This window comes from Acinetobacter higginsii (assembly GCF_000369845.1).
Taxonomy (GTDB): domain Bacteria; phylum Pseudomonadota; class Gammaproteobacteria; order Pseudomonadales; family Moraxellaceae; genus Acinetobacter; species Acinetobacter higginsii.
Genome location: NZ_KB850211.1, coordinates 266,156 through 291,050, shown reverse-complemented (window position 1 = coordinate 291,050; position 24,895 = coordinate 266,156). Strand labels below are relative to the sequence as shown.

Here is a 24,895-nt window from a genome sequence, read left to right as displayed (position 1 = left end):
GCTTCCTTATTTTTATTTTAACAACGAGGGTGTGTACCACCAGCGCAACTAAACATTTTAATTGAACCTGTCATCGATAAATTGGCATTCATGTTGACACCTAAAAAGCCCTTTTCACGCCCTACACTTGTAGCCTCGGTATAGTTAGGATTATTAGCATCAAAAGCACCATCACTCGCTGTATATTGCCCCTTATTTAAGTAACCACGAGTTGAAGTATTCGAACCTGTTGGAGTTGGTGTTGCATCCGCATTTGCATCCGCATCGTTTTCAATTGCGAGTGACTGAAACCCAAGATTTCGCACTTGAATGGGAACTTTAGGATCAAAACTAAACATTAAAGCGGCTTTTGTTACACTGCCATAAGAGACATCCACCCCATCTATTCCTAATTTTGGAATATTGACAGTGCCTTGAATCCCTTTAAAAGTAATCCATTGCTTTTTCCCTGCATTGGTACCAAGTGGATTACCGGATACATCTACAGAACGGTTATTCAATGCAATTGCTAAACGACAAAACTCTAATGCATCCTTTCGGCACAGAGAAGTGTCAAACTGAGGTGTACGCGCAGGGTCATACATGGCTAACAAGGTTGTGCTTGGAGCTGCTCCCGTGATCTTATTTTGGTTTAAGTTAAAGGCTAAATTGAGATCTGCTCCAGCTTGTCCCGTCATCGTTTGTAATTCAGCATCTGTTAAATCACTTAATTCTGCAAAACTTGGGTTAGCAAGTAATAGTGCACATAAAGCAAATAATGAGTGATATCCTTTCATCCTACTTGCTCCTTAATTAATACCAGTCGTGGTCAGTTTTAAATGCTGAATCAATAAACCATCAATTACTGCTGAACCCATATTATTTGCAACTGTCTGCGCTGAACTTAAACTACTTGGAAATGTTGTTGGAACATTGGTTTGGCGACCTACAATTTGAGAGTTGGTATTTTGAGTAAAATTCGTTTTAGACGTCTGTGTCCAATTTTGCCAAGCACCTGTTCCCGATGGATTCCAATTGCCAGATGCACAATTACTGCTTGCACAACGTCGTCGTTGAAGAGTTTGTATATAGTCAATCTGGTTTTCGCTGGTTAAATTGGTTGCATCTTGCAATTCACCAAATGAAATACCAAATGCGTCTACGCCATTGTATGCCGAAAGTAAGTTTTTCGTTGCATCATAATTCGTAGAGCCAATGGTAATACTACTATGTGTAGCACCGCTGGTTTGATAGTTAACACCACCTAATGAAATATTATTTGGATTGCCACTATTTGCTCCACTACAACGATAAATATTACAGGTTGAACCCAAATAGCTCACACCTGAATCTGGTATTGTTGCGCCATTTAAGCCATTATCAAAATCATAGCGTGTATAAATTTTACTATAAACGTCTACATCATTTGGTATACGTGTTACCTCAATACTAAAGTTTCCACCTTTGGCATCAAAAATCACAGGTTGATACAATGTCCCCAGAACAATATTGGCATTTAAACCATATATAAATAAACCTTTACTACTATCAAAACTTGGAGCACTACCTCCAAGTGCAGGGGTATTGGTTACATAATCATTACCTGCCGCATTGAGCACAGTCTCAGCATTGATTCTGAGCATACTTTTTTTCGCACTGTCTGGAAGTTTCCAGCTATTCGTACTACTCGCTTTTGCTGTTACAACACGAAACCCTTCTTGTGTCACGCATTGACCAGGATTATTTGAACTAGTTGTACTTGATTGCCCTGTATTCCCTGCTGCTGCACCACAAATTGCTTTGATTGACCAAGCAGAAGAACCATCAGATTGCTTATAAATACGGTAATTTTCCCAAATCCGATTAGCTCCTGTCCCCCTGACTAAACGTGGACTGGCATCATCAACTGTGGCATTTCCTTGACTGTTGCCCAGTGGAACATAAGATTTAATAACTAAATTATCTGCTGGATTTGCAACATTGATTACACTTGGATTATTTGTGCCAGGTGTTGTTAAGCTTACCGGACCATTCCACATCACCGTACCGACAGGAACATTACCCGTTCCATCCGAAATAACAACCTTATTTGTTCCGCCAATAGAGCTAAAATTACCCGCTTTTAATTGCGCTAATTCTGTTGCAGTAAAGGCATTGGCCTTAAATCCAATCGAACTAGCATCATAGGTTTGCCAAGTTCTTGTTGTAGTTGTATCGACTATTGCACGGTAATCCGAACCTTGTGTTGGCATTGAATTTAGGCGTAACGTTGCGGCCATCCCCAAAGTATTATTATATGCCTTACTTAAACCAGCTTGGGCTGTTGTATTTCCACCAATAACACCATCTAAAGTTCGAAACATTTTAAAATTCGAACCGTTTACACTAAAACCATCCCACACCATATTAAAACGCAACTGGTTACTTAAACCATTATAAGCATCTGCAATCTTTGTGCCCTCAGCAATATTGGCATCACGCATAAATGCATCACCCCACAAGCTAAGTCTCAAGTTATACGCTGACTTTTCAGCATCAGTCAAAGCATTAATATCATTATAATTATTTGCAGAAGTTAAGGTTTTATACAAAGGTGCTTCAAAATTAAAGTAGGTTACATCACGACCTGTCGCGGTATCATTAAACTGTTGAACTTTGTCGGTGTTAGTTTGAAAAATCCAAGGGTTGTTTGCAGTTCCCCAACTATTAATTGGACGACCAAAACTCATATCCCAATTAGCTGAAGTTCTTCCAGCTCCCCATGCAACATTTGATTGTGACAAATTTAAACCATATAAAAAGATATCCGCCTTTCTAATAACAGCACCATTTGCGTCATACACTTCGCCATCGGTTGTATTGTAAGTATAGTTTGGTGTGTAAGTATAATTTCCAGGAGTTCCTGTTCTTTTATTTCCTTGCAATGGACCAATTGGAATCAAACGCAGATAACCTGTATCCTTCACATCATCTGCGCCATTCATACGCATAGAAAAACCTTCTGGTAGGAATGCAATCCCCTCACCTGTTGTTTCACTTAAAGCATCATCAGAAATTTCTTGTAGTGCAAAAATAGATTGACTTACACATAAGCTAATAAAACTTGCTAAAACAGTTCTTTTAAACAAAACCGTAGAAGTTGATCTAGTCATCTTGACCTTCCTATTACCCGATGCTCCGCATCATCATTCTTTTTCTAACATCCTTTAGAGTGAATCCCTACAAACTATAAGGAAAATCGTATTCACGCTTCACTCATGGGCAGACAATATGCCTACATAATCTCATTCTTCATTATGCTGATAATTTACACAAAAGCAAAATAATTTAGGTAAACGGCGTATTTTCCGATGAGTGAAAGAAAAGATGAACGCACTTAAACTTTTCCATACTAATGATTTTTATCTGCTTATTAATTTCCTATAAAGTAAAATTTCAGCATCTGTCAAATCCAGATGATTGTTGCAAAATGTAATTACCAGATTGAACTCTAGTTAAGCTACGATTGACACTACTATGTGCAAAACCCTGCCTCAACACTTCTCAGATAAAATCAGGTGCTAAATTCGCAACTAAAACCGCCACCCAATGCCAAACTGCAATCGAGGTTGCTGATCCTTGTCGCTTTTCGCAGCTGAAGTATTTCGCCATGCGAGTGTCGCATTATAATCAAAGTCTTGATAGCCACCGCCAAAACCAATCCCTGTACTTGCCAAATTGCGAGTATTTCTATCACTAAGATATGGATTTTTGTTTTGCTGCATTCGTCCAACATCTTGGAATAAATAAGTATTTAGCCATGGTGTTAGTTGATAATAAAAATTAATCGATGCCCCCCAACCTTGATCTCCAAGTCCTTCTGCTGCTGGATAAGCACGCATTTGGTTCAAGGAAAATTTCTCGGCGGAATCGAGGTTCTTAGATGCAAGTTGTCCATATAACTCATTGGTCAACCATGAAGATGCCGTTAATCTTTGCTGTCTGGAAAGCTTAAGTTCATATTTATTGAAACTCCCTTGGGTCTTTGCAGATAAGCGATCTATATTTAAGGCTGATGGGCTTTGTATGTTCAGATTGCCAATCGTCGTGATCAACTCAAATTGATTAATACCACCTTTGGCATCTCCAATTCCCCAATCATCCATTCGGCTAAAATTGAGTGAGATCCGACTCGCCTCTATCTGTTTGGATGTCTCTGTATTCGTGGCCGCAATTTCATCAAATAACTTTCTTTTTTCAGCCAGCAGCTTCAAATTCAAATTCGTCTTTTGACTTCGGATCAATGGATAAATGAGGTTTACATTATAGTTTTCAGAAGTTCCTGTAGCATCTAATTGCTTAAATTGTTCACCCAGTTCATATTCAGTTCTACTATAACCACCGCCCAGCCATAGACCCGTTCCTGTTACAGGAAACCGAGCATTTAAACTACCTGAAACCAAGTCTTGATTGCTTCCGAGTAATTGAGCAGATAGCTTCTCTCCATATCCCAATAAACTATTACTTTCGAGATAGCTTGAAAGTCGATATTTGCCTGTATAACTACTTCCAGAATTATCAATACCAATTCGTCCAAGCCAAGTTGGCTGTCCTAGAATATCCAAAACAAGATCAGTTTGCCCAGTCTGTTCGCCTGCCTGTAGGTTTGCCTGAATTTGCCCTACACCTGCTAGGTCTGAAATAAGTAGCAAGGTCTGATTACTTTGCTGTTGTTGTAACGCCTGATGATGAGGAATTTGATCAGTAAAGCGCTTAATGGTTGTATCTTTGATTTTAGACTGGTTATTTAAAAGAACTTGACCGAGTTGTCCTTCGAGTACTCGGATCACCAATATTCCATTTTCTAATTTTTGTTTGGGTAGATAGGCTTTAGAGGTGGTCCCACATGTTTGAACAACTAAAAGCTTATTTATAAGTGATACTCTGCTCTAGTTAAGCTACCTTATTTTGTTGTGGTAGCTGGTCATAGTAAAACTCATCTGGAGTCATTTTGTCCAGACTCGAATGAGGTCGTTTCAAATTATAAAATTCAAAATATGCGTTTAATTGCTTCTTCGCATCCAAAACATTGCTGTAGGCTTTGAGATACACCTCTTCATATTTAACGCTCCGCCATAATCGTTCAACCATCACATTATCAACCCATCGACCTTTACCATCCATGCTGATTTGGATGTCATTTGATTTCAATACATCAATAAATGCATCACTGGTAAACTGACTGCCTTGGTCTGTATTAAATATTTCAGGTCGACCATATTTTTCAATAGCTTCATTTAATGTTTCTATGCAAAATGTAACCTCCATACTAATCGATACTCTATGCGCAAGTACCTTGCGGCTATGCCAATCAATCACAGCACATAAATAAACAAAGCCTTTTGCCATAGGGATATACGTTATATCCGTAGACCACACTTGATTACTGCGCTGAATAGCCAATCCTTTGAGCAGATATGGATATTTGCGGTGAGCTTGATTAGCCTGGCTTAAATTTGGTTTGCAATATAACGCATTAATGCCCATTTTCTTCATTAAAGTACGTGTATGACGTCGTCCTATATGATGTCCTTGACGATTCAACAAATCACGCATCATACGGCTACCTGCAAAAGGGTATTGCATATGTAACTCATCCATACACCGCATCAGCTTCAGATCTGATGCACTCACAGGTTTTGGGCGATAGTAATAACAACCACGGGAGACTTTCAGCAGCTGAGCTTGCTTAGATACTGAAATCTGAAGTGAGTCATCGATTAACTTTTGTGGTTGAAGCGGCCCAGTTTCTTCAACACACCTTCTAAAAAATCAATTTCTAATGCCTGCTCACCGATTTTTGCATGTAGTTTTTTTAGATCGATGGGTGGTTCTGTTGGAGCTTTTGATTGATCGAAAGCTTGCGAGGAAGCTGAAATCAGTTGATTTTTCCAGTCGATAATTTGGTTTTGATGAACATCAAATTCAGCACTCAATTCAGCAAGTGTTTTTTCTGCTTTAATCGCAGCAAGTGCTACCTTAGCTTTAAAATCATTTGAATGATTTCTTCTTGGTCTACGTGCCATAAAATACTCCATATATTGATGTTTATAACATCATTTGGGGAGCAAAATATCACTTATAAGTGTTGTTCAAATTTCCTGATCCACCTCTCTTTCGCCAAAAAGTAACCCTGTTTTTTATAGTATTGGGTGATTCGTTCTGCGCTAAGCTGTAAATCAGCCAGTACATTATTTTTATTTTCCAGTGGTTTGACTAAATCATGTAAAACTGCTGTAGCAATTTGTTGATTCCCTTCTATCTGGACTTTTGTGACCCAAATAGGGGTTTTATCTTGACTGTAATTTTGCTGCGATGAATCAGCGCCAAAGTACTGTTGGTCTGTTTTGGGTGTTTCTTTGAATTGTTCAGGACCTAATTGCTTGGTAATGGTACCACTATCAGGAATCACAACTTCAGCATGAACAACAGTAGAAGCAACGACTAGAATACTAGCTGCTCCCATTACTTGAAGGAGTGTTCTATTGCATATCCCTGCTTGTTTATATAAATAAAATTTCATTATTTCTCTAAATTTAATCAATATCTTATTATTTAAGACCAGAGGCCTAAGCCTCTGATCTTATATCTTAATAATCTCTTTTAATCTTAATGATTATAACGGAGCCATGGGGTTGCATTATCTTCATCAATCACCCATGTCGAAGTTGAATTTGGATCAGAAGCATCGGCAATATCCCACCCTGAAAAAGTCAGAATTTTTTGCAGTTCTGCTGTGGTTTTTCCAATACCACCCGCGCTGGTAGATTGACCTGAGGTTTCAGTATTCCAGTAGCTATTAATGACTATACCATTAGCATAAGGGTCATCTCCAATAAGCCCCCCGACATGATTTACCCCAGTTACAGCTCCATTTGAATAACTATTTTCAACCGTTCCATTGTTGTAACCAATTAGCCCTCCGACAGAGGTTTCCCCCTCCACTACACTAGTTGAATATGAATTTGTAACAATACCTCCATAATTATTCCCAACTAAACCACCAACTTCAATATCCCCTTTAACCTTACCCATAGCATAGCTACTATTAATAATATTCTGCGATGCATTTGCGCCCACTAGACCACCAACTTGCGTACCTTTAACAGCACCATTTGTTATTACATCACCTGTTGCATAGCTATTATTAATATATAAACGAGGAGTCTGGTCCGAGCTTCTATAGACTGTCACACCGACCAATCCCCCCAAACCCAATAATCCGTTGATATTACCTGTCGCAAAGCTTTGGTCAATATGATGTGAGCTATTTTCCTGAGCTCCCAATAGCCCAATTAAACCACCTGCACCACCAAAACCAAGCTCAGGATGCCAATTTCCATTTACATATGCACCCGTTAAGATATTCCCTGTAGCATAACTATTATAAATACCTACACCACTACCAACTAATCCTCCAGCGCCAAACCCCGCAGTGTAATTAGGATCGAGATTTTGTTCTTGTTCAGCCGTCATTGTAAGATCTGACAAAGAAATATTACCTGTGGCGTAACTATCATAAAGAGGAAAGACACTCCCGCCTGCTAAACCACCAACACCCAAAATACCTTTCACATTCGCCTGTGAATAACTTTGGCTAATTTTACTTGGATTTGCATTAATATCTTGCCCACCAGCAGCACCAATTAAACCTCCAATATAGTACAAGCCATAAACTTGACCTGTACTATAGGCATTTTTAATATCGCCACTCAAATGTAGTCCAGTGAGTGCTCCCATATAAGCGTGCCCTTTCATTGACACATTGGTAAGACCAACATCTCTCAACACTCCCGAAGAAACACTAAAGAGACCTTGAGGAATCGCAACCTGATCATTGATTGGTCCCCAATTCGGTTGGGGTTGATTAATGGTTAAACCATCAATCTGATGCCCTAAGCCATGAAAATTCCCTTGGAAAATTGAAAGTTCTGGATCGATGCCGCCTTCTGGTAATCCACCATCAACTTTAATAGGTAGCTGACCAATCGCTTCGAATCCCTTACCACCATTCCAATTGACCGTATCTGAGGCATCAATATTACTGCCCAAGGCATAATTCCCAGTCAGGTTATTGTTCATCCCCTGCAAGGTATTGATATTGGCATCACCTTCTTCGCCTAGGTCATTGATCACAATGTAAGAACTTCCATTAATCAACAACGTCGGTGATGAACCGCTGATATTAATCTTGGCGCCATTATTTAAGTTGTAATCCGAACCAGCTCCATAATTCATGGCGAGTTTGGCTTTATCTCCACTTAAATCCAAATCACTATTAAAGTTAATATCTTTAGTTGCGGTTAGTGTCAGCGCAGTATTGGCATTCCAACTGCTTTCGTCATTGATATTAATATTGCCTTGGCCTTCTGCTGTACCCATCGCATTCAAAGTGACATTGCCTTTGTTTAAAGCATCACCCAAAGTGGTACTGCTGACACTACCACCAAAGAAATCGACATCGACATTTTTGGCTTTCAACTCCCAGCCACTGGTGGTCGGCGGTAAGCTGCTCGTGCTATTTCGCTGTGTCGTGATATTGGTACCAGAATTGATATTTACTTCTGCCGCAGAGGTTTTAATCTGCCCACCATTGCCACCGTTCGGGGCTGATGCATCTAAGGTACCGCTAACATTTACCTTACCACTGCTTAAATCACTGCCGAGCTCAATCACACCACGAACATTATTCACCGTTTGTGCTTGAATCACCCCAACACTATTCACCACCGCATTACTTAATTCATCAATCCCTTTTGCAGTAAGGATCACTTTACCGCCATCGGCCTGAATCATTCCGCCTGAGTTAATCAAGGCCTGTGCTTTACCTTGATTAATGGTGTAACCCAACAAACTACCATTATTTAGATTCAGGGTAATATCACCGCCTGCTGCCAATAATACATTGCCTTGCGGTGCTTTGATCGTTCCAGTCTGTTTTACAGTCGGAGCAATTAAGGCAACTGTACCGCCTGTTGGTACCGTGATTTTGCCGCGGTTCTCAACAGTTTTGTTATTGGTAGGATTGTTAAAATTAAATAGATTGTTATTAAAATCAGCATTACTCAGGTTTAAAGTCGATGCCACTAAACCCGCGGTATTCACCTGTGAAGTACTGCCAAATAACACCCCATTCGGGTTAATAATAAACACTTGTCCATTGGCATTTAACTGACCATTTAAGTTGGATGCACTTGTACCTGTAACGCGGTTTAAGGTAATCGAGCTGCTATTCGGTTGCACGAAATTCACAATTTCATTGCTATTGGTGGAAAAGCTGCTCCAGTCAATTGCAGCTTTTGCGGTGGACTGGTTAATCGTGGTGGTGGTACCTGCGCTTGAAATGCTCGCTGTTCCAGAGCTAACCACGCCACCTGTTGGTCCTGCAAAAACAATACTTGCACTCAATACATTCACCGCAAAGAATGCTGCTAGTTTTGCTGTATGAGCAACTGCGGTTTTAGATTTGATTTTTGTTGTTGATTGCATTGCAACAACGCCACCTTTGGCCTTCTCACTCACGGCTTGCCAGCAAAGATGTGTCGCATTCCATACCACTTGATAGATCTTATTCACAATTATCCCCACCTGTTCTTAATATTTTAAAAAATTGCGATTTATTTTTAGCATATCTTTTTTATTATTTGATTAATTTGTATATTTTCCTGACCAATGGTTAAAACATCATCAAGCAATCGCATAAATCACAGGTGAGTGCTTATCTTGAATTTAAAGAGAACGAGACGTAGAACATTTTATTTAGATGGATAAATCTAATTGATTAAAAATAAGGAAATACTAAAAATTTAAGGATTATTATTCGTTAAAAACGATACGATTTATGATGATGTGATAAGCATTATATTTAACTTTTACTGAGAGGGTATTAACCATTGACCCAATGATCAATGGTTAAAAATTTTAACGATTAATAATTAGGTCTTCGGTAAAGTCACACCTGTTTGACCTTGGTATTTACCACCACGATCTTTATATGATGTTTCACACACTTCATCGCTTTCAAAGAACAACATTTGTGCAACACCTTCACCTGCATAAATACGCGCTGGCAAATTGGTTGTATTTGAGAACTCTAGGGTAACATGACCTTCCCACTCAGGTTCTAACGGCGTTACGTTTACAATGATTCCGCAACGCGCATAAGTCGATTTACCCAAACAAACCGTAAGAACATTTCGTGGAATACGGAAGTATTCGATGGTACGCGCTAAAGCAAATGAGTTTGGTGGAATAATGCACACATCAGATTCGATATCGATAAAGCTTTTATCATCGAAGTTCTTTGGGTCAACAATCGCTGAATGAACGTTGGTAAACACCTTAAATTCGCGCGCACAACGGACATCGTAGCCATAGCTCGATACCCCATAAGAAATCAACTTTTCTCCGTTTTCATCAAAACGAACTTGATTCTCTGCATAAGGTTCAATCATGCCGTGTTTTTCGCTCATTTCACGAATCCAACGATCAGATTTTATTGCCATGACTTTTTATCCATAGACGAAGTTAATAATTGGCGAGTACTTTAACGTAAAATGGTATCAATGAAAACAACAGCACTATCCTGTTATGTGGATAACGCTGTCAAAGTTATAAATTGATTAATGCTGAGTAGCTAATTGGGATGGCAAAAGCCATAAGTACGACAGATGCAGTACGCTGTAATTTTGATTGAGACAACCATGCAACTTTATTCGTTGCTAACATGGCACCAACTGAAATCCAGAATAATGCAATTGGCAAAATCAAACAGACAAAAGTACTCATATGTGCCATATAAATCTCTTGGCTTTTCCATGCTGCAACAGGAAAAATCGCTGAAGCAAATAACAGTGCTTTAGGATTGAGCAAGGTCGCGCATAACAATTCTCTAGGTCGAATCGTTGGTTGATTTAAAGCCACTTCTTGGTTCGCAGTGCGCCATAATTTAATCGCAAGAAAGACGATATAACCTGCACTTAATAATTTCAAAAAGATAGGCAATGCAGGCAAAGTTGTAGAGACTTTACCAATCAGCATGCCCCATGCACTAATTGCAATGATATAGCCAATTGCTTCTGCTGGAATCAAGAGTAAAGATTTGCGTAATCCAACTTGAATCCCCGAAGATGCCAATAAGGTATTGGTCGGACCAGGCGTCAACAGAATGGTAATGACTAAACCAATAAAGAACCATGAAATCATTGAATGACCTCACTAGAAGATCGTTTCAGATTAATCCAATTCACAAGCCATAGCAAAAAATTAACTGTAAACAGTTATGACCAAATGCAAGTTAAATAGCTGTTTTATATTTATTTTATAGATTTCAAGCCTACTCTACTCAACAGTCACTGCATAAATAGCGTCTATTTAAAATACAATAAATGTAAGCTATTCATCTTGGGCTTGATTTTAATGCGATAATGTCTGAAGTGATTTTAAGTTTTCACTAAGTAAATCGTGTTATTTTCTATACAATTTCCTATCTATCTGTCCTATTGGGTCTATTTCCGCGTTTATGCCTAAGCAATTCTTTCACAAGTGGCTGCCTTCATCAGAGAAAGTCGCGAGCTTAAAGCTGATGAAAATTTTTGGCGATCGCGCCTTAAATCCATTGCTTTGGTATGTGAATCGTCGCTCGATTGCAAAAGCCATGTTTATTGGCACCTTCTGGGGGATTTTACCCGTCCCCTTTCATAGTCTGTTTATTATTCTGACGGTATTATTTTTTGAAGTAAATTTACCAATTGGCCTCTGTATGGCTTGGCTCACCAATCCTTTTACCGTGGTGCCAATTCTGTATTTAGGCTTTTGGTTTGGGACAAAAATTTATCACGTCAATATGATAAACAAAGAGATGCTACTTGGTGTTCTGCATCAAATTCTAAACTGGATTAAGAACTTTGGACATGGTCATATTGATTTTAGTTTGGCCAAAATTTTAGTTTCAGGTCTAATCATTGAAGCTGTTTTATTTGCCATTTTATTTTATCTAGCGACTCACCTAATGTGGCGCTGGATCGTGATTCGCAGCTGGCGCAAACGAGAAAAACAACAGAGAGAAGAAACCATCTAAATGATTTCTTCTCGATCACATTCATTATTTAGCCTCTGCTTTCGCCTTCATATATTGCTCCGCGACCTCAAGTGCATAGTCCTGACACGCTTCACCTGTTGCAGGGTCATAGGCACCATTATTGGTAATATTGTTCGATAAGATACGCACCCCAAGGAATGGTACTTTGAACTGTTGCGCAATTTGAGCCACCGATGCCGCTTCCATTTCTTCTACAGAGGTTCCGTATTTGGTATGGAAAAAGTTGATACGATCGAGTTCATTATTCCACGTGTCTGCTGAACCGATGGTGCCTTCGACCACTTGTCCTTTGCTGTAATGCACTTTAGCTTTATACGCGGCGACCAGTAATTCCTTATCCCCTTCGAATTTACGAATCGCAATCGGTTCTGGATCAGACTCGTCCTCTGGTAATACATCAAATGCTTCATTCCATTCCAACGCATTTGAACCACCACCAATCGGTTTATTTGGCGTTTTAAATGCACCAATATTGGTGGTGTATTTGCCTAATACAATATCAAACACCTTGAGGTCTGGATCATGTCCACCTGAGGTGCCCTGATTGATAATCGCAATCGGTTGATAATGCTGAATTGCAATGGCTGTCGCTGCGGCCGAGTTGCTCATCCCCATCCGGGTTTTAGAGATCACCATTGGATAACCTTTATAGGTGCCTTTCCAGAATTTCCAGCCACCAATGGTTTCTACACTGACATTTTCTAGTTTTGATGCCATTCGCTCTGATTCAACAGGTAATGCACCTTGGATCACAATCGGCTGTAATTTTGGTTTTTCCTGTACTTGGTTATTACTATTTGAAGAATTATCTCCATTACAGCCACTTAAAACTAAAGCTGCACAAACACTGACAATACCCATCAGGCTTTTAAATTGCATCATCGATCTATACTCAAAAATCAAAACAAGTGATAAGCAAGCAACATACCATTTTTTATTTTTTTAATTTATTTTTAAAGCGTAAAAATAAAAACTTATTTTAATCAAATAGTAAAAACCCAGCAGGATATGCTGGGTTTTTAAGCATTTTAGAAGATACGCTTATCGTCTTTCTGACGTTTGGGTAACTTCTCCATTTGTTGCAACACGGCTTGTGCAATATTGAGATAACTGTCTGCGGCTGCATCCTTTGCGATCACACTTGGTGTGCCTTGATCTGCATGTTCACGAATTTTGGCATCTAAAGGTAAATGACCAAGCAAAGGAATATGATATTGCTCAGATAACTGATCACCACCGCCTGTACCAAAAATTTGCTCTTCATGACCACAATTTGAACAGATATGCGTCGACATATTCTCAATCACACCGAGTACTGGAATATTCACTTTATTAAATAATTCAATACCCTTGGTTGCGTCCATCAACGCAACATTTTGCGGCGTGGTGACAATCACTGCACCCGTCACAGGAATACGTTGCGCCAAAGTCAGCTGAATATCGCCTGTACCGGGTGGCATATCAATCACCAGCACATCTAGATCAGGCCATAGAGTCTGATTGAACAACTGCATCAACGCACCAGTTGCTTTCGGACCACGCCATGCCACAGGTGTATTGTGTGCACCAATTAAATGCCCAATCGACAGTACCGCCATGCCGTAAGCATCTAAAGGTACAAAGTGTTCATTTTCAATCTGTGGGGTTCTGCCCGCATTGCCCAACATGGTTGGGATACTTGGTCCGTAAATATCGGCATCCAACACACCAACTTTTAGACCAAGTTGTTGCAATGCAAGTGCAAGGTTGACCGTAGTCGTTGATTTACCTACACCACCCTTACCCGAAGAAACCAGAATCACATTTTGGATACGTGGATGTGCAGCCACATCACGTTGTTGTGGTGCAGCTTTTTGAATCGGGGGATTATTCGGATCGGCTTCTACTTTAGGTGATGCATCCATCACAGGAGGTAAATTGCTGTTTTCTGCTTTTGGCTTCGATGAGCAACTATGACCTGCTTCACCATGCGCCGCATGTTTTTGTTGGATAATATGTAAATTTAACTCTTGGATACCGCATTTTTCCAAGGCTTCAGCCAGCTCATCATGGATCTGCTGTAAATGATCTTTTTCTTCAGGAAAGGTATTCACTGTAAGTTGTAAAATACGGCCTTGTACATTCACTTGGCTAATGCGTTCTTTTAACGCATTGTCTGAATGTGGCAGTACATAATTTTGTAGAACTGTTTGAATCTCGTCTTCCTTCACTTCTTGTGCTGGTGAAAAAACAGATTTTAAGGAAGAAAGCCACGACATTTTGTTTACTCCAAAAACAGATCAACATTTCACTGAGTTTGGTTAGTTTAGCAGTATTGAAGAATTGACGCTCATATCAAAGCAGATAATTGCTCATTTTTTATAGCAACTTTTCTGCTTTAAATTTCAATCTTCAGCAACTGATACTTTTCACAGGAACGGGATATCTTGTTAAGCTGATCATATCGACCATGAAAAATATGGGATTACGCTTTCATCATATGCAGAGTCACATGATGTTTATGCTTCACTTGGGAGTGTTCAATGACACGATATTATTTGATGATTGGCAGTTTATTTGCTTGCTTCCCGCTATTCGCCCAAGAATCGATTAATCGTGCTGTTTATCAATTGCCGCCACAAACAGAAATCGTGGTAAATAAACAAAAAGAGCAAACCCCTTCGTCTGAAATTAAGATATCAATTAGAATCAGCCCAGAAAAAAATGGATTAAAGATTCAATTATTTAAGGCAAGCAACTCAGAGCGACTTAATCGGCATGCTTTAGCGCTTGCGCAACTGATAAAGCCAGAGGATTTACCCATTCAGGAGACTTCGGCAGAACAACGTGATCACAATAACCAACGCCTATTCTCAAACTATGAGCAAGTCTATTATTTTATTTCCATGCAAGATCAAGCTGTTATACAACGTATTCGACGGGTTGCCGCACCGTCATCCTTAACTGAAATGGCCTGTTTGCTTTTACAAAAAAGTGTTCCATTAGAGGGTGAATCGTTCAGGTTGAATGTCAAACTCTACATCGATAAAGAAGGAAAAATACACCTCCAAGAAACTCAGCCATCCTTAGAAAACTTATTAATGAATCAGCTTTTTCCTGATCAAAAACGTACTCAGCCCTTTTACAAGATTTTCGATCTCGAACGCCAACACTACATTGATATGCCTATTAATCAGCCAGTACGATTTATTTGTACGGCCTGATCGAAACCCATTTAAAAAATATTCAAATAAAAATCCTCAAACATAGTTTGCCTATGTTTGAGGAAGATCTTCAATCGATCACGAGATTAGCAAGCTTAACCTTTGAATTTATTGATCGTATCCGTTGCAGCTTTCTTTAAATCATCCAGTTTATGGCTTGCTTGAGCTTTTAGATCATCAAACTTTGCAGCAGCTTCATCTTTCAACTCAGAGGCTTTGGCTTTGGCATCATCCAGTTTATGGCCAGCTTCTTCTTTAAAGTGATCAAACTTATCTTGAACCGCATGTTGGGTATCTTCAAGTTTGGCTTTGAGATCATCCACTTTAGATGAAACTGCCTCTTTACCTTCTGCATTTTGCTCAGAGACATCTTTCTTTAAATCATCAAGGGCTTTTTCGCCTTTTAACTTAAGCTCCTCGGCGGAGTGTTTTAAGTCATCCACTGCTTTTTCACCTTGTAGCTGAGCTTCTTTTGCTTTGTATTTTAAGTCATTACCCAATTCTGCTGCTTGGTCTTTTAATTCATCAAGTTTTTCGTTTGTCATGATATTTCCTCACTATAGGTAAAAAACATATTGTTTGGATCAATCTTAGTTATACCGTGTTTGAAGTTTTTTTTTGCCCATTGCTGCAAATTGAAACAAATGGGATACAGGAAGATTCAATTGATTGCGGATTGATAAAGCTTTTAATTTTTAGATATAAAAATCATATAAATGAATAACATCTCATTTATTCAACAAAATCAGATCGTAGAATCTCATACAGCACATGCCAGCTTAAGGGATGCTCTGAGGCTAAAGCGGGATGCTGAAACTCCGATACTTTTTTCATATTTAATTTTCGCATCACAGCTTGTGACTTGGCATTTTCTAACGTGGTAAATGCAACGACTTTCTCCAGTTTCAATTGATCAAAAGCAAATGCAAGTGCCGCTTGGGCAGCTTCTGGTGCATAACCTTGTCCCCAATAGGCTTGATCGAGTCGCCATCCAATTTCCACACACGGCGAAAATGAAAATTGTGTCGGTTGATCATGCAAACCAACAAAACCAATAAACTGTTGATTGTTCTTTAATTCAACCGCCCATAAGCCCCAGCCTTGTGCTTCAATAATCGATTTCATTTTATCAATCATGGCATCGCTTTCTGCTCGAGTCAGGAGTTTAGGGAAATATTCCATCACCTGTGGATTGGTGCCCATTGCGGCAAAGGATGCATAGTCCTCTGCTTGCCATTGTCTTAAGCGTAATCGTGCAGTTTCGATCATTTTTGCAACCAATAAATTTGTATTAAAAACTATTAACAATATAAGGAGATAGTTCGGATATACTTCCGCAATATCTCAATCATAGACCTCGTTGTCAGAATTACCTAATATGAATGAAAATGAACTCTTAGAAATTCAGCAGGAACTTCAAGCCCAAGAAAAACGTTTGAAGTACATACTTTCAAGTAAAAGAAGAATCCAAAACATGATTCTTTCGTTTGAAAAAGATCTTGCTGAACAGTTAATTCCAGTGATTCATCAGCAAAGTGATGATAAAGCACCTGTTGAAAGCAGTCTAGCGCTTACGATCTGCTGGAAATTTTCTAAAGCTGAATTTCCTAAAACCGAACATTGGTGCAGTGAACTGAGTATTACTGAGCTTGAATTCAAAGATGAATTTACGGTGGCACTAAAAGCACAAGCATGGTTAGGAACTTTGGGCAGTGATGAACTTTGGCAGACGCCAATGTTTGCTGAAATTACCCTTGATCCGAAAACGGACGGCTTAAAGAGCTATCACATCCATTTCCTATCTAAAGGAAAGATTATCTCTTTAAGAAAAAATTCAAAGCATAGTGTTACTGTAAAACAAATGCAGAGTATGTAATCCTTCGGGATGCATACTCTCCTGCTCTAGATCCTCTCAAATTGATTTAAATCGCCATACTTCTTTTTGCATATCAATACATAATAACTATTGGCGCTGATACAACCCAATGCAAGCACAGGCAAAACCGCAACAAAAATGAAAAGACTCATGGCCAATGTTTCAAAATCAAAGCCATTCACTTGATCTTCTAATAAAATCAGCAGCACTAAGCACATCCACCCCGTAAAAAAGACCAAACTGACTTTTAAAAACTGCGCCAAATCAAAAATTTTGCTGGGTAATTTCAATATTGATAAAACAATAACGTAGAAGATAAAAGCAAGCACGATCAGAAATGGAGTGAGATATAGCATCACTTGCATCGCATTGCTGACCACATGCAATAAATGGTTTTGTTGAAAGTTTAAGAACAAACAATAGGGAATCACAAAACTAAAAACCGATGCCACACTTGCGCAAAAAGATGCACAAAGCAAATGCCAAGATCTCATGGTTGGTTCCTTTATTTATTGAGCATGCAGCCATTATCAGTAAAGGAAATGTGTTTTGATTGAAGTGCAAGTGAAGCTTGCATGAAGTCATGAAAATAGACCCATAACACAGCTTGAAAAGATTTCACTGAATCCCTTGTGCAAGTCGGGGCCAAGTCATGTAAAATCATCTGCCTTGCAAATACGAATGAGAGAACAATATCCGTGCGTAAAATTTTAGTCACCAATGCCCTACCTTATGCCAATGGTCCTATCCATATGGGTCACTTACTCGGTTATATCCAAGCAGATATTTGGGTTCGTGCGATGCGTGCAATGGGCCATGATGTGACTTATGTATGTGCGGATGATGCTCACGGTACAGCAATCATGCTACGCGCTGAGGCCAACGGGATTAGCCCAGAACAACAAATTGCCAATGTTCAGAAAGAACATATCCGTGACTTTGATGGTTTTGGCGTACATTTCGATCACTATGATTCAACCAATAGTGACGAGAACAAAGCACGTTCAGAAGAAATCTATATTAAAAACCGTGAAGCCGGCAATATTGCCATTCGCCCTGTTAGCCAGTTATTCGACCCTGAAAAAGGCATGTTCCTGTCTGACCGTTTCATTAAAGGCACGTGCCCGAAATGTAAAGCGGAAGATCAATACGGCGACGCTTGTGAAGTGTGCGGTACAACCTACAACGCCACTGAATTAGAAAACCCGCGTTCAACTTTAAGTGGTGCGACTCCTGTTGAGAAATCATCGGATCACTATTTCTTTAAACTTCCGAATTTCTCAGAATACTTACAGAAATGGACCCGTGACCAAGGTCGTTTGCCTGTTTCGATCGCTAACAAGCTAGATGAATGGTTTGAAGCTGGTTTATCAGATTGGGATATTTCGCGTGATGCGCCTTATTTCGGTTTTGAAATTCCAGATGCGCCAAACAAATATTTCTATGTTTGGGTGGATGCACCAATTGGTTATATGTCAAGTTTTGAAAACTACATCAAGACTAAACGTCCTGATTTAAGTTTCGACGATTTCTGGAAAAAAGACAGCGATAAAGAAGTTTATCACTTCATTGGTAAAGACATTGTTTACTTCCATGCGCTGTTCTGGCCTGCAATGCTTGAAGGTGCAAACTACCGTACGCCATCAGGTTTATTTGTGAATGGTTTCTTGACGGTGAATGGCCAGAAGATGTCGAAATCTCGTGGTACCTTCATTAAAGCTGAAACCTATTTAGAACATTTGAATCCTGAATATCTACGTTATTACTTTGCGTCTAAGCTTTCTGACAAAGTTGAAGATTCTGATTTAAACCTAGATGACTTCGTTCAAAAAGTGAATTCTGACCTTGTCGGTAAAGTGGTGAATATTGCCAGCCGTTGTGCAAAATTCATTAACACCAACTTCAATAATACTTTGTCGAATACATGTGCAGAGTCTGAACTGGTGCAAAGCTTTATTGATGCGGGTGATTCAATCGCACAAGCCTATGAAGCACGTGAATTCTCAGCTGCAATCCGTGAAATCATGGCGTTGGCTGACCGCGCGAATCAATATATCGATGAGAAAAAACCATGGGCACTTGCGAAGCAAGAAGGTCAGGAACAACAAGTTCATGATGTGTGTTCGGTGGGTATTAACCTATTCCGTCAACTTGCGATTTACTTGGCGCCTGTGTTGCCAACACTTGCAGCTCAAGTTCAAGCCTTCTTACAACTTGAAAGCTTCGACTTTGCATCACGTCAGCTCATCTTGCTTGGTCATGAAATTGCTCAATTCCAGCCATTGATGCAACGTGTTGATGCCAAAGCTGTTGCGGCAATGGTCGATGCATCTAAAGATTCTTTAGCTGCGGCGGCAGAAGCGCCAAAAGCAGAGAAGACAAAAGAAAAGAAAGCCGAGAAGAAGCCTGAGCCGAAAGTAGGTGAAGCTGAAATTATCGGTATTGAAGACTTTATGAAGGTTGACCTTCGTGTTGCTCAAGTACTTGAGGCAGCAACCGTTGAAGGTTCTGATAAATTGCTTCAATTGACTTTGGATGTGGGTGAAGCTGAGCCGCGTAATGTGTTTAGTGGTATCCGTGAGTTTTATCAGCCAGAAGATCTAAAAGACAAGTTGGTGGTGATGGTGGCTAACCTTGCACCACGTAAAATGCGTTTTGGTATTTCTAACGGTATGGTACTTGCCGCGGGTAATGGTGAAGGTGTTTGGGTGATTTCTCCTGAATCTGGCTCTAAACCAGGCGATAAAGTGTCTTAATTTTTTAGATACTTATAAAAAGCCCCGCTATATTCTAGAGGGGCTTTTTTACAATAAAAACTTTAAAGCAAAAAATATTAAAATTCTTCGAAATCTAATTTAGAAACTCTTTCAATATTAATATATGCACATATTTCATCTATACATTTATCTGGATCATGAAATACCTCTTTGCCCGTGAATCGTAATACTGTCCATCCTTGTTTAGATAACCACCTATCTCTTTGAGCATCATGAGTTCTTTGATCAACTGTTTTATGATAATCGTGCCCATCCAACTCAATTGCTATCATTTTATCTGGAATACTAAAATCAAGGCGGTATTTTCCAACAGGATGCTGAGGCATAAGCCTTAGATCAAGACAAGCTAATTTATAAAATAATCGCTCAAGAGGAGAGTCAAAGTTATCAATTAGAAAATCACTATTAACTTGAGAAGAATTACATAGAAATTCAGTAATTAAATCCTTTTCATAATAAATTGGGAGCAATAAATTGCCATCTAAATCAACTTTTGCTTTTTCAACATCAATAATTTTTTTTGGATTCCCATTAAAATCTATATACACAGTCTCTAGCATTCTACAAGCTATACATTGACACGATCCTGAATAACAACCGATTGATATCTTTTTTTTCCCTCTATCAGGATCAATATAATAATGAGTAAAACTTTTATCTTCTTCAGTTACTACTTGAATAAATGCCACAGGTTCTTTAAAGAAGTTATCTAAAAATTCCTTAGTAATTCGTCCACCATATTTTTTATATTTCCTTGGCTTTAAACTTTCAACTAAAAAATCACCATATTCTGTAAAAGGATAACCGACTAAATTTTCTTGAATTTTATTTTTATTTTGAACATCAAGAACAGGAAAAGATCCACCTTGAATTGTTTGTATATTTGCTCCAAATAAACTACAACCTAAACAATTACATTCTGCGACTCTACAATCTTTATTAAGAACAAAATTTCCAAGCTTTTCTGAAAAAATAGCATAAATTTTTGAGCTACTTAATTTATCGATATAAACTAATAAATAGTTATTAGGTATCATAACTTTTTAATCTCAACTCCACGATTATAAATAAAATATTTTTTTATAAAATTACATCCTCAAACAAAGGATATCAACACATAAAATTAATTTTTCAAGATTTTTTACATCAATGAAATACTATTACATATTTTTACATGCTAAAAAGTAGATAATTCAACTAAAATTGAGAATATCTATAAATGAAAAAAACAGCCCTACTCCTTTCACTCTCATTCTTGAGCAGCATCCCTTTACTGAGCCATGCAGAAACCAGCAAGACCTTACCAATCATTGAACAACAAAAACAGATTGCAGGCTTTTACCAGCACCAAGTCGGTGATGTACAAATTACCGCCCTGCTCGATGGCACTAACTTTATGTCACCAAGCTTGTTTAAAGATATTTCACAGCAACAAGTCCAGCAAATCTTAAAGAAGTACTATGCAGATCAGGATAAAGGCGTACAGACCTCCATCAATGCTTTCCTCGTCAATACAGGAAAATCATTGGTACTAGTCGATAGCGGTGCAGCCAGTTGTTTTGGTGCACATTTAGGCTCGATTCTAAAAAATCTCGAGGCTTCAGGCTATAAACCTGAACAGGTCGATACCATTTTACTCACGCATTTACATCCTGATCATGTGTGCGGCATCAGCAAAGATGGCGTTGCCAATTTCCCCAACGCAACTGTGTACGTTTCTAGTGACGAAGCCAATTATTGGTTAGATCCAAAACAGGCTGCCAAGCTTCCTAAAGACAAACAAGCGGGGTATGAAGGAACGGTTAAGCACATTAAGCAAGCGATTGCGCCTTACCAAGCCAAACAACGCTTTAAGACCTATAAACTCGGTGATGAGATTCAAGGCTTTAAAGTCATTAACACGGCGGGACATACGCCCGGTCACTTTAGCTATGAATTAAAAACCAAAGGTGAAAGTGTGGTGTTTATTGGAGATATTGTGCATTCACATACCGTGCAATTTGATAAGCCAGAAACTGCGATTGAATACGATATTGACCCGAAAAAAGCCGTCGCTACACGCTTAAAACAGTTTGCTGATTTCGCCAAGAATGGACAAACCATTGCCGCACCACATTTACCTTTTCCGGGGATTGGGCATATTTATTCAGCAGATGGTAAAAGCTATCAATGGATTCCAGTGCATTTTAAAGATTAAGCTGCGTGCGCTGATTCTAGGCAATAAAAAAGCGACCTTCTGGTCGCTTTTTCTACTCTATTATTTCATACCAAAAATCAGCTTTAATCCCAACAGCGTCATCACGCCACCTGCGATACGATCAAACACAGATTTGGACTTTAAATAGACTTTGCGTGGCCCTTCTGCTGACAAGGCAACCGCCACCAGCGAATACCAACCTGCGTCAATAAAGAAGCACAGCATTGGTAACACCACATAGTAATAACTTGGAATGTCTTTCGGTAATAAGGCGGTAAAAATACTGGCAAGGATAATCGCAATCTTCGGATTACTGAGTTGAGTAATCAGCCCTAAGCGAAAGGCTTGTGCATAGCTCATGCGATTCACAGTGCCATTGACTGCTTCCATTGGTTCTTTGGCATGTTTGATAATTTTATACGCCAGCCAAAGTAAGTACAGACCACCAAATATTTTTAGTGCGATATAAGCAGAAGGTACGGCTAATAAAATTGCCTGCAATCCCATCACAGCCAGCAAACCAAATAAAGCTGCACCGGTGCCTGTTCCCAAGGCGGTAAACAGTCCATGCTTGCGAGAAATCGCAATTGAGTTTTTAGCCACATAAATAAATGTAGGACCTGGGCTAATTGCACCCAACATTAACGCCAAAGCAATGGAGCCTAAAATCAATAACGATTCCAAGTGAAACCTCTAGATTAGAATAATTTTCAAATATTAATTTTACTGAAAAAGCATCGCCAGAAGATATAAAAATTTTGACTAATCTCAGCAATTTTGTGCGCTTTAATCAATAGAAGTTGATGAGAAAACCATAAGCTAGAGCAAAGACTCAATTTACAATGAATATCAAACACTTAAAAATAGCATATTCATCTCCGTCATGGATCGAGTATCCGATTTTTCTATAAAACTAATTTTATGATCAAAATTTGTCATCCATTTTAGTGTAACTTTCATTTATTTTTAGCGACTTAAATCCCATAATAAATTTATGGAATTAAATTCATTTTCATCAATAACGATAACCGAGGCACATCAGATGCAAACTAAAAAATTGAAAAATTTAGACCCTTCACAATCACATCTGTGGATTATTGGCGGTGGTATTGCTGGTATGGCGGCGGCAGCCTTTGCCATTCGTGACGCCAAAGTACCTGCCCAAAACATTCATATTTTAGAAGAGCTTGAAGTCTCAGGCGGTTCAATGGATGGTGGACATAATCCACTCAATCCAAACCATGCATGGGTGACTCGAGGCGGAAGAATGTTGACCGATGAAACCTACCTCTGCACATGGGATCTATTTTCCAGCATCCCCTCACTGGAAGATCCAAACATTTCTGTCCGTGAAGAATGCCGCGAATTTAATGACAAGATCAAAACCCATGCCCAAGCCCGTTTAATTGATGCCAACCATGTCATTGCAGAAGCCGAAAAACTTGGCTTATCCACCTTGAATCGCGCACAGATGCTACGCCTGCTAGCACTCAAAGAAGAACGCATTGGCAGCCGTCGTATTGATGAGTTTTTTGATGATGCATTTTTCCAAAGCAATTTCTGGCGGATGTGGCGCACCACCTTTGCCTTTCAGAAATGGCATAGTGCCGCGGAATTACGTCGCTATTTCTTACGCTTTATTCAGGAATTACCTCGTATTCATACCTTGGCTGGGGTTAAGCGCACCAAATATAATCAATATGATTCGATGATTTATCCCTTACAACGTTGGTTAGTCGAACAAGGCGTGGATGTGCGCTTTGGTACTTATGTCACCGATGCTGATTTTATTGAAGATGAGCAAAGTAAACAACGTAAGGCAAGCAAGCTTTATCTCAATCTCTCAGAAGGGACTGAACAGATTATCTTAGGTGAACATGATCTCGCCTTATTTACCTTAGGCTCGATTACAGCCGATTCACGTTATGGTGGTCAAAATGATGTGCCAGCCTTAATTCGTGATCGACAGGACCATGGCTGGCGCTTATGGGAAACCCTTGCACAAAAAGCACCTGATTTTGGCCGCCCAATGACCTTTAATGGCAATATCGACGAACATAAATGGAAGTCTTTTACCCTGACCCTGCATGATGATGTGCTGCTCAAACGTATCATCGAATACACAGGCAATGAGCCAGGAACGGGTGCACTGATGACTTGGTTTGAATCAGGCTGGCATTTATCCATCGTCGTGCCTGCGCAGCCACATTTTGCTGACCTACCTAAAGGCAAATTTACCCTATGGGGCTATGGCTTTGAAATTGACCACATCGGTGACTACATCAAAAAACCAATGAGTGAAGCCACTGGGCAAGAAATTGTGATTGAGTTAATTCGCCAACTCGGATTCGACGATATTCTGGATCATGTACTGGCGCATAGTGACATTAGCACCGTGATGATGCCCTATGCTTCTGCCCTGTTTGCCTGTCGTAAAGCGGGCGACCGTCCCTTACTGATTCCAGAGAATGCCGTTAATTTTGCTTTCTTGGGTCAATTTGTGGAACTGGAAGATGATGTGGTGTTTACCGTGGAATATTCCATCCGTGGCGCCATGCTTGCTATTTATCAACTCTTAGGGGTAGACCGTGAAGTTCCTGAAATCTACAACGGTCTGCTCGACCCTAAAGTCGGTTTAAAAGCCTTAGAAACCGTATTTCATTAAATCCTTCTGAAATACTAAAATGAAGTAGATCTTGATGATCTACTTCATCCACTTGATCA

General features: G+C 39.4%; 19 protein-coding genes and 2 pseudogenes. 6 read left to right on the top strand and 15 right to left on the bottom strand.

Annotated elements, in window-relative coordinates:
- Positions 1 to 17: 17 nt before the first annotated feature.
- From F885_RS18610 to F885_RS18650, 8 genes and pseudogenes are all read right to left on the bottom strand, one after another.
- Complete coding sequence (locus tag F885_RS18610; RefSeq protein WP_005205580.1) at positions 18 to 776, bottom strand: DUF6160 family protein; 759 nt, start codon at positions 774 to 776, stop codon at positions 18 to 20.
- 12 nt (positions 777 to 788) lie between these two features.
- A complete protein-coding gene (locus F885_RS18615; protein ID WP_005205582.1) occupies positions 789 to 3,131 on the bottom strand; it encodes a hypothetical protein in 2,343 nt (780 codons plus the stop codon).
- Between the two features lie 420 nt (positions 3,132 to 3,551).
- Positions 3,552 to 4,853: pseudogene (locus F885_RS18620) on the bottom strand (ShlB/FhaC/HecB family hemolysin secretion/activation protein); the annotation flags it as partial.
- A 58-nt stretch (positions 4,854 to 4,911) separates the two neighbouring features.
- Positions 4,912 to 6,056, bottom strand: a protein-coding gene (locus F885_RS20435) for an IS3 family transposase (RefSeq protein ID WP_085944219.1) whose coding sequence is annotated in 2 segments (ribosomal slippage) — positions 4,912 to 5,792 and positions 5,792 to 6,056 — 1,146 coding nt in all. Because the reading frame shifts where the segments join, the coding sequence is not laid out codon by codon here.
- 77 nt (positions 6,057 to 6,133) lie between these two features.
- A pseudogene (locus F885_RS18635) lies at positions 6,134 to 6,541 on the bottom strand (POTRA domain-containing protein); the annotation flags it as partial.
- 86 nt (positions 6,542 to 6,627) lie between these two features.
- Entirely contained in the window at positions 6,628 to 9,594 is a 2,967-nt protein-coding gene (locus tag F885_RS18640; protein ID WP_005312533.1) for a two-partner secretion domain-containing protein, read from the bottom strand.
- Positions 9,595 to 9,953: 359 nt separating this feature from the next.
- Complete coding sequence (dcd, locus tag F885_RS18645; protein ID WP_003653416.1) at positions 9,954 to 10,523, bottom strand: dCTP deaminase; 570 nt, start codon at positions 10,521 to 10,523, stop codon at positions 9,954 to 9,956.
- A 106-nt stretch (positions 10,524 to 10,629) separates the two neighbouring features.
- A complete protein-coding gene (locus tag F885_RS18650) occupies positions 10,630 to 11,223 on the bottom strand; it encodes a LysE family translocator (protein ID WP_005312531.1) in 594 nt (197 codons plus the stop codon).
- Between the two features lie 316 nt (positions 11,224 to 11,539).
- Between F885_RS18650 and F885_RS18655 the strand changes: the two genes are divergently transcribed.
- Complete coding sequence (locus F885_RS18655) at positions 11,540 to 12,097, top strand: DUF2062 domain-containing protein (RefSeq protein ID WP_032858878.1); 558 nt, start codon at positions 11,540 to 11,542, stop codon at positions 12,095 to 12,097.
- Between the two features lie 24 nt (positions 12,098 to 12,121).
- Here F885_RS18655 and F885_RS18660 read toward each other — a convergent pair whose 3' ends face one another.
- Positions 12,122 to 13,000 (bottom strand): 5'-methylthioadenosine/S-adenosylhomocysteine nucleosidase, encoded by an 879-nt coding sequence (locus F885_RS18660; protein ID WP_005312528.1) that lies wholly within the window; start codon positions 12,998 to 13,000, stop codon positions 12,122 to 12,124.
- A 146-nt stretch (positions 13,001 to 13,146) separates the two neighbouring features.
- A complete protein-coding gene (apbC, locus tag F885_RS18665; RefSeq protein WP_005205594.1) occupies positions 13,147 to 14,376 on the bottom strand; it encodes an iron-sulfur cluster carrier protein ApbC in 1,230 nt (409 codons plus the stop codon).
- Between the two features lie 264 nt (positions 14,377 to 14,640).
- Between apbC and F885_RS18670 the strand changes: the two genes are divergently transcribed.
- Positions 14,641 to 15,321: a hypothetical protein gene (locus F885_RS18670; protein WP_005312525.1), complete on the top strand. Its 681-nt coding sequence runs from the start codon at positions 14,641 to 14,643 to the stop codon at positions 15,319 to 15,321.
- A 95-nt stretch (positions 15,322 to 15,416) separates the two neighbouring features.
- Here the strand turns inward: F885_RS18670 and F885_RS18675 are convergent, their stop codons facing one another.
- Positions 15,417 to 15,866, bottom strand: a complete 450-nt coding sequence (locus tag F885_RS18675) for a hypothetical protein (RefSeq protein ID WP_004804833.1) — start codon at positions 15,864 to 15,866, stop codon at positions 15,417 to 15,419.
- A 187-nt stretch (positions 15,867 to 16,053) separates the two neighbouring features.
- The gene (locus F885_RS18680; protein WP_005312523.1) at positions 16,054 to 16,590 is read right to left on the bottom strand and encodes a GNAT family N-acetyltransferase; all 537 of its coding nucleotides are present in this window, start codon (positions 16,588 to 16,590) and stop codon (positions 16,054 to 16,056) included.
- 109 nt (positions 16,591 to 16,699) lie between these two features.
- On the opposite strand from F885_RS18680, the gene F885_RS18685 reads away from it, so the two are divergent.
- Positions 16,700 to 17,197: a hypothetical protein gene (locus tag F885_RS18685; protein ID WP_005191215.1), complete on the top strand. Its 498-nt coding sequence runs from the start codon at positions 16,700 to 16,702 to the stop codon at positions 17,195 to 17,197.
- Between the two features lie 26 nt (positions 17,198 to 17,223).
- On the opposite strand, the gene F885_RS18690 is transcribed toward F885_RS18685, so the two are convergent.
- On the bottom strand, positions 17,224 to 17,691 hold the full coding sequence (locus tag F885_RS18690) for a hypothetical protein (RefSeq protein WP_005205604.1): 468 nt from the start codon (positions 17,689 to 17,691) through the stop codon (positions 17,224 to 17,226).
- Positions 17,692 to 17,895: 204 nt separating this feature from the next.
- Between F885_RS18690 and metG the strand changes: the two genes are divergently transcribed.
- Entirely contained in the window at positions 17,896 to 19,953 is a 2,058-nt protein-coding gene (metG, locus tag F885_RS18695) for a methionine--tRNA ligase (protein WP_005312519.1), read from the top strand.
- Positions 19,954 to 20,030: 77 nt separating this feature from the next.
- Here metG and F885_RS20315 read toward each other — a convergent pair whose 3' ends face one another.
- Positions 20,031 to 21,011: an endonuclease domain-containing protein gene (locus tag F885_RS20315; RefSeq protein WP_005312516.1), complete on the bottom strand. Its 981-nt coding sequence runs from the start codon at positions 21,009 to 21,011 to the stop codon at positions 20,031 to 20,033.
- Positions 21,012 to 21,193: 182 nt separating this feature from the next.
- Between F885_RS20315 and F885_RS18700 the strand changes: the two genes are divergently transcribed.
- Complete coding sequence (locus F885_RS18700) at positions 21,194 to 22,171, top strand: MBL fold metallo-hydrolase (protein ID WP_005312513.1); 978 nt, start codon at positions 21,194 to 21,196, stop codon at positions 22,169 to 22,171.
- Between the two features lie 60 nt (positions 22,172 to 22,231).
- Here F885_RS18700 and F885_RS18705 read toward each other — a convergent pair whose 3' ends face one another.
- Positions 22,232 to 22,855, bottom strand: a complete 624-nt coding sequence (locus F885_RS18705) for a LysE family translocator (protein ID WP_004804817.1) — start codon at positions 22,853 to 22,855, stop codon at positions 22,232 to 22,234.
- Positions 22,856 to 23,213: 358 nt separating this feature from the next.
- Here F885_RS18705 and F885_RS18710 point away from each other — a divergent pair, with 358 nt between their 5' ends.
- Positions 23,214 to 24,836, top strand: coding sequence for an oleate hydratase (locus tag F885_RS18710; RefSeq protein WP_005312509.1), 1,623 nt, complete (start codon positions 23,214 to 23,216; stop codon positions 24,834 to 24,836).
- Positions 24,837 to 24,895: the final 59 nt, after the last annotated feature.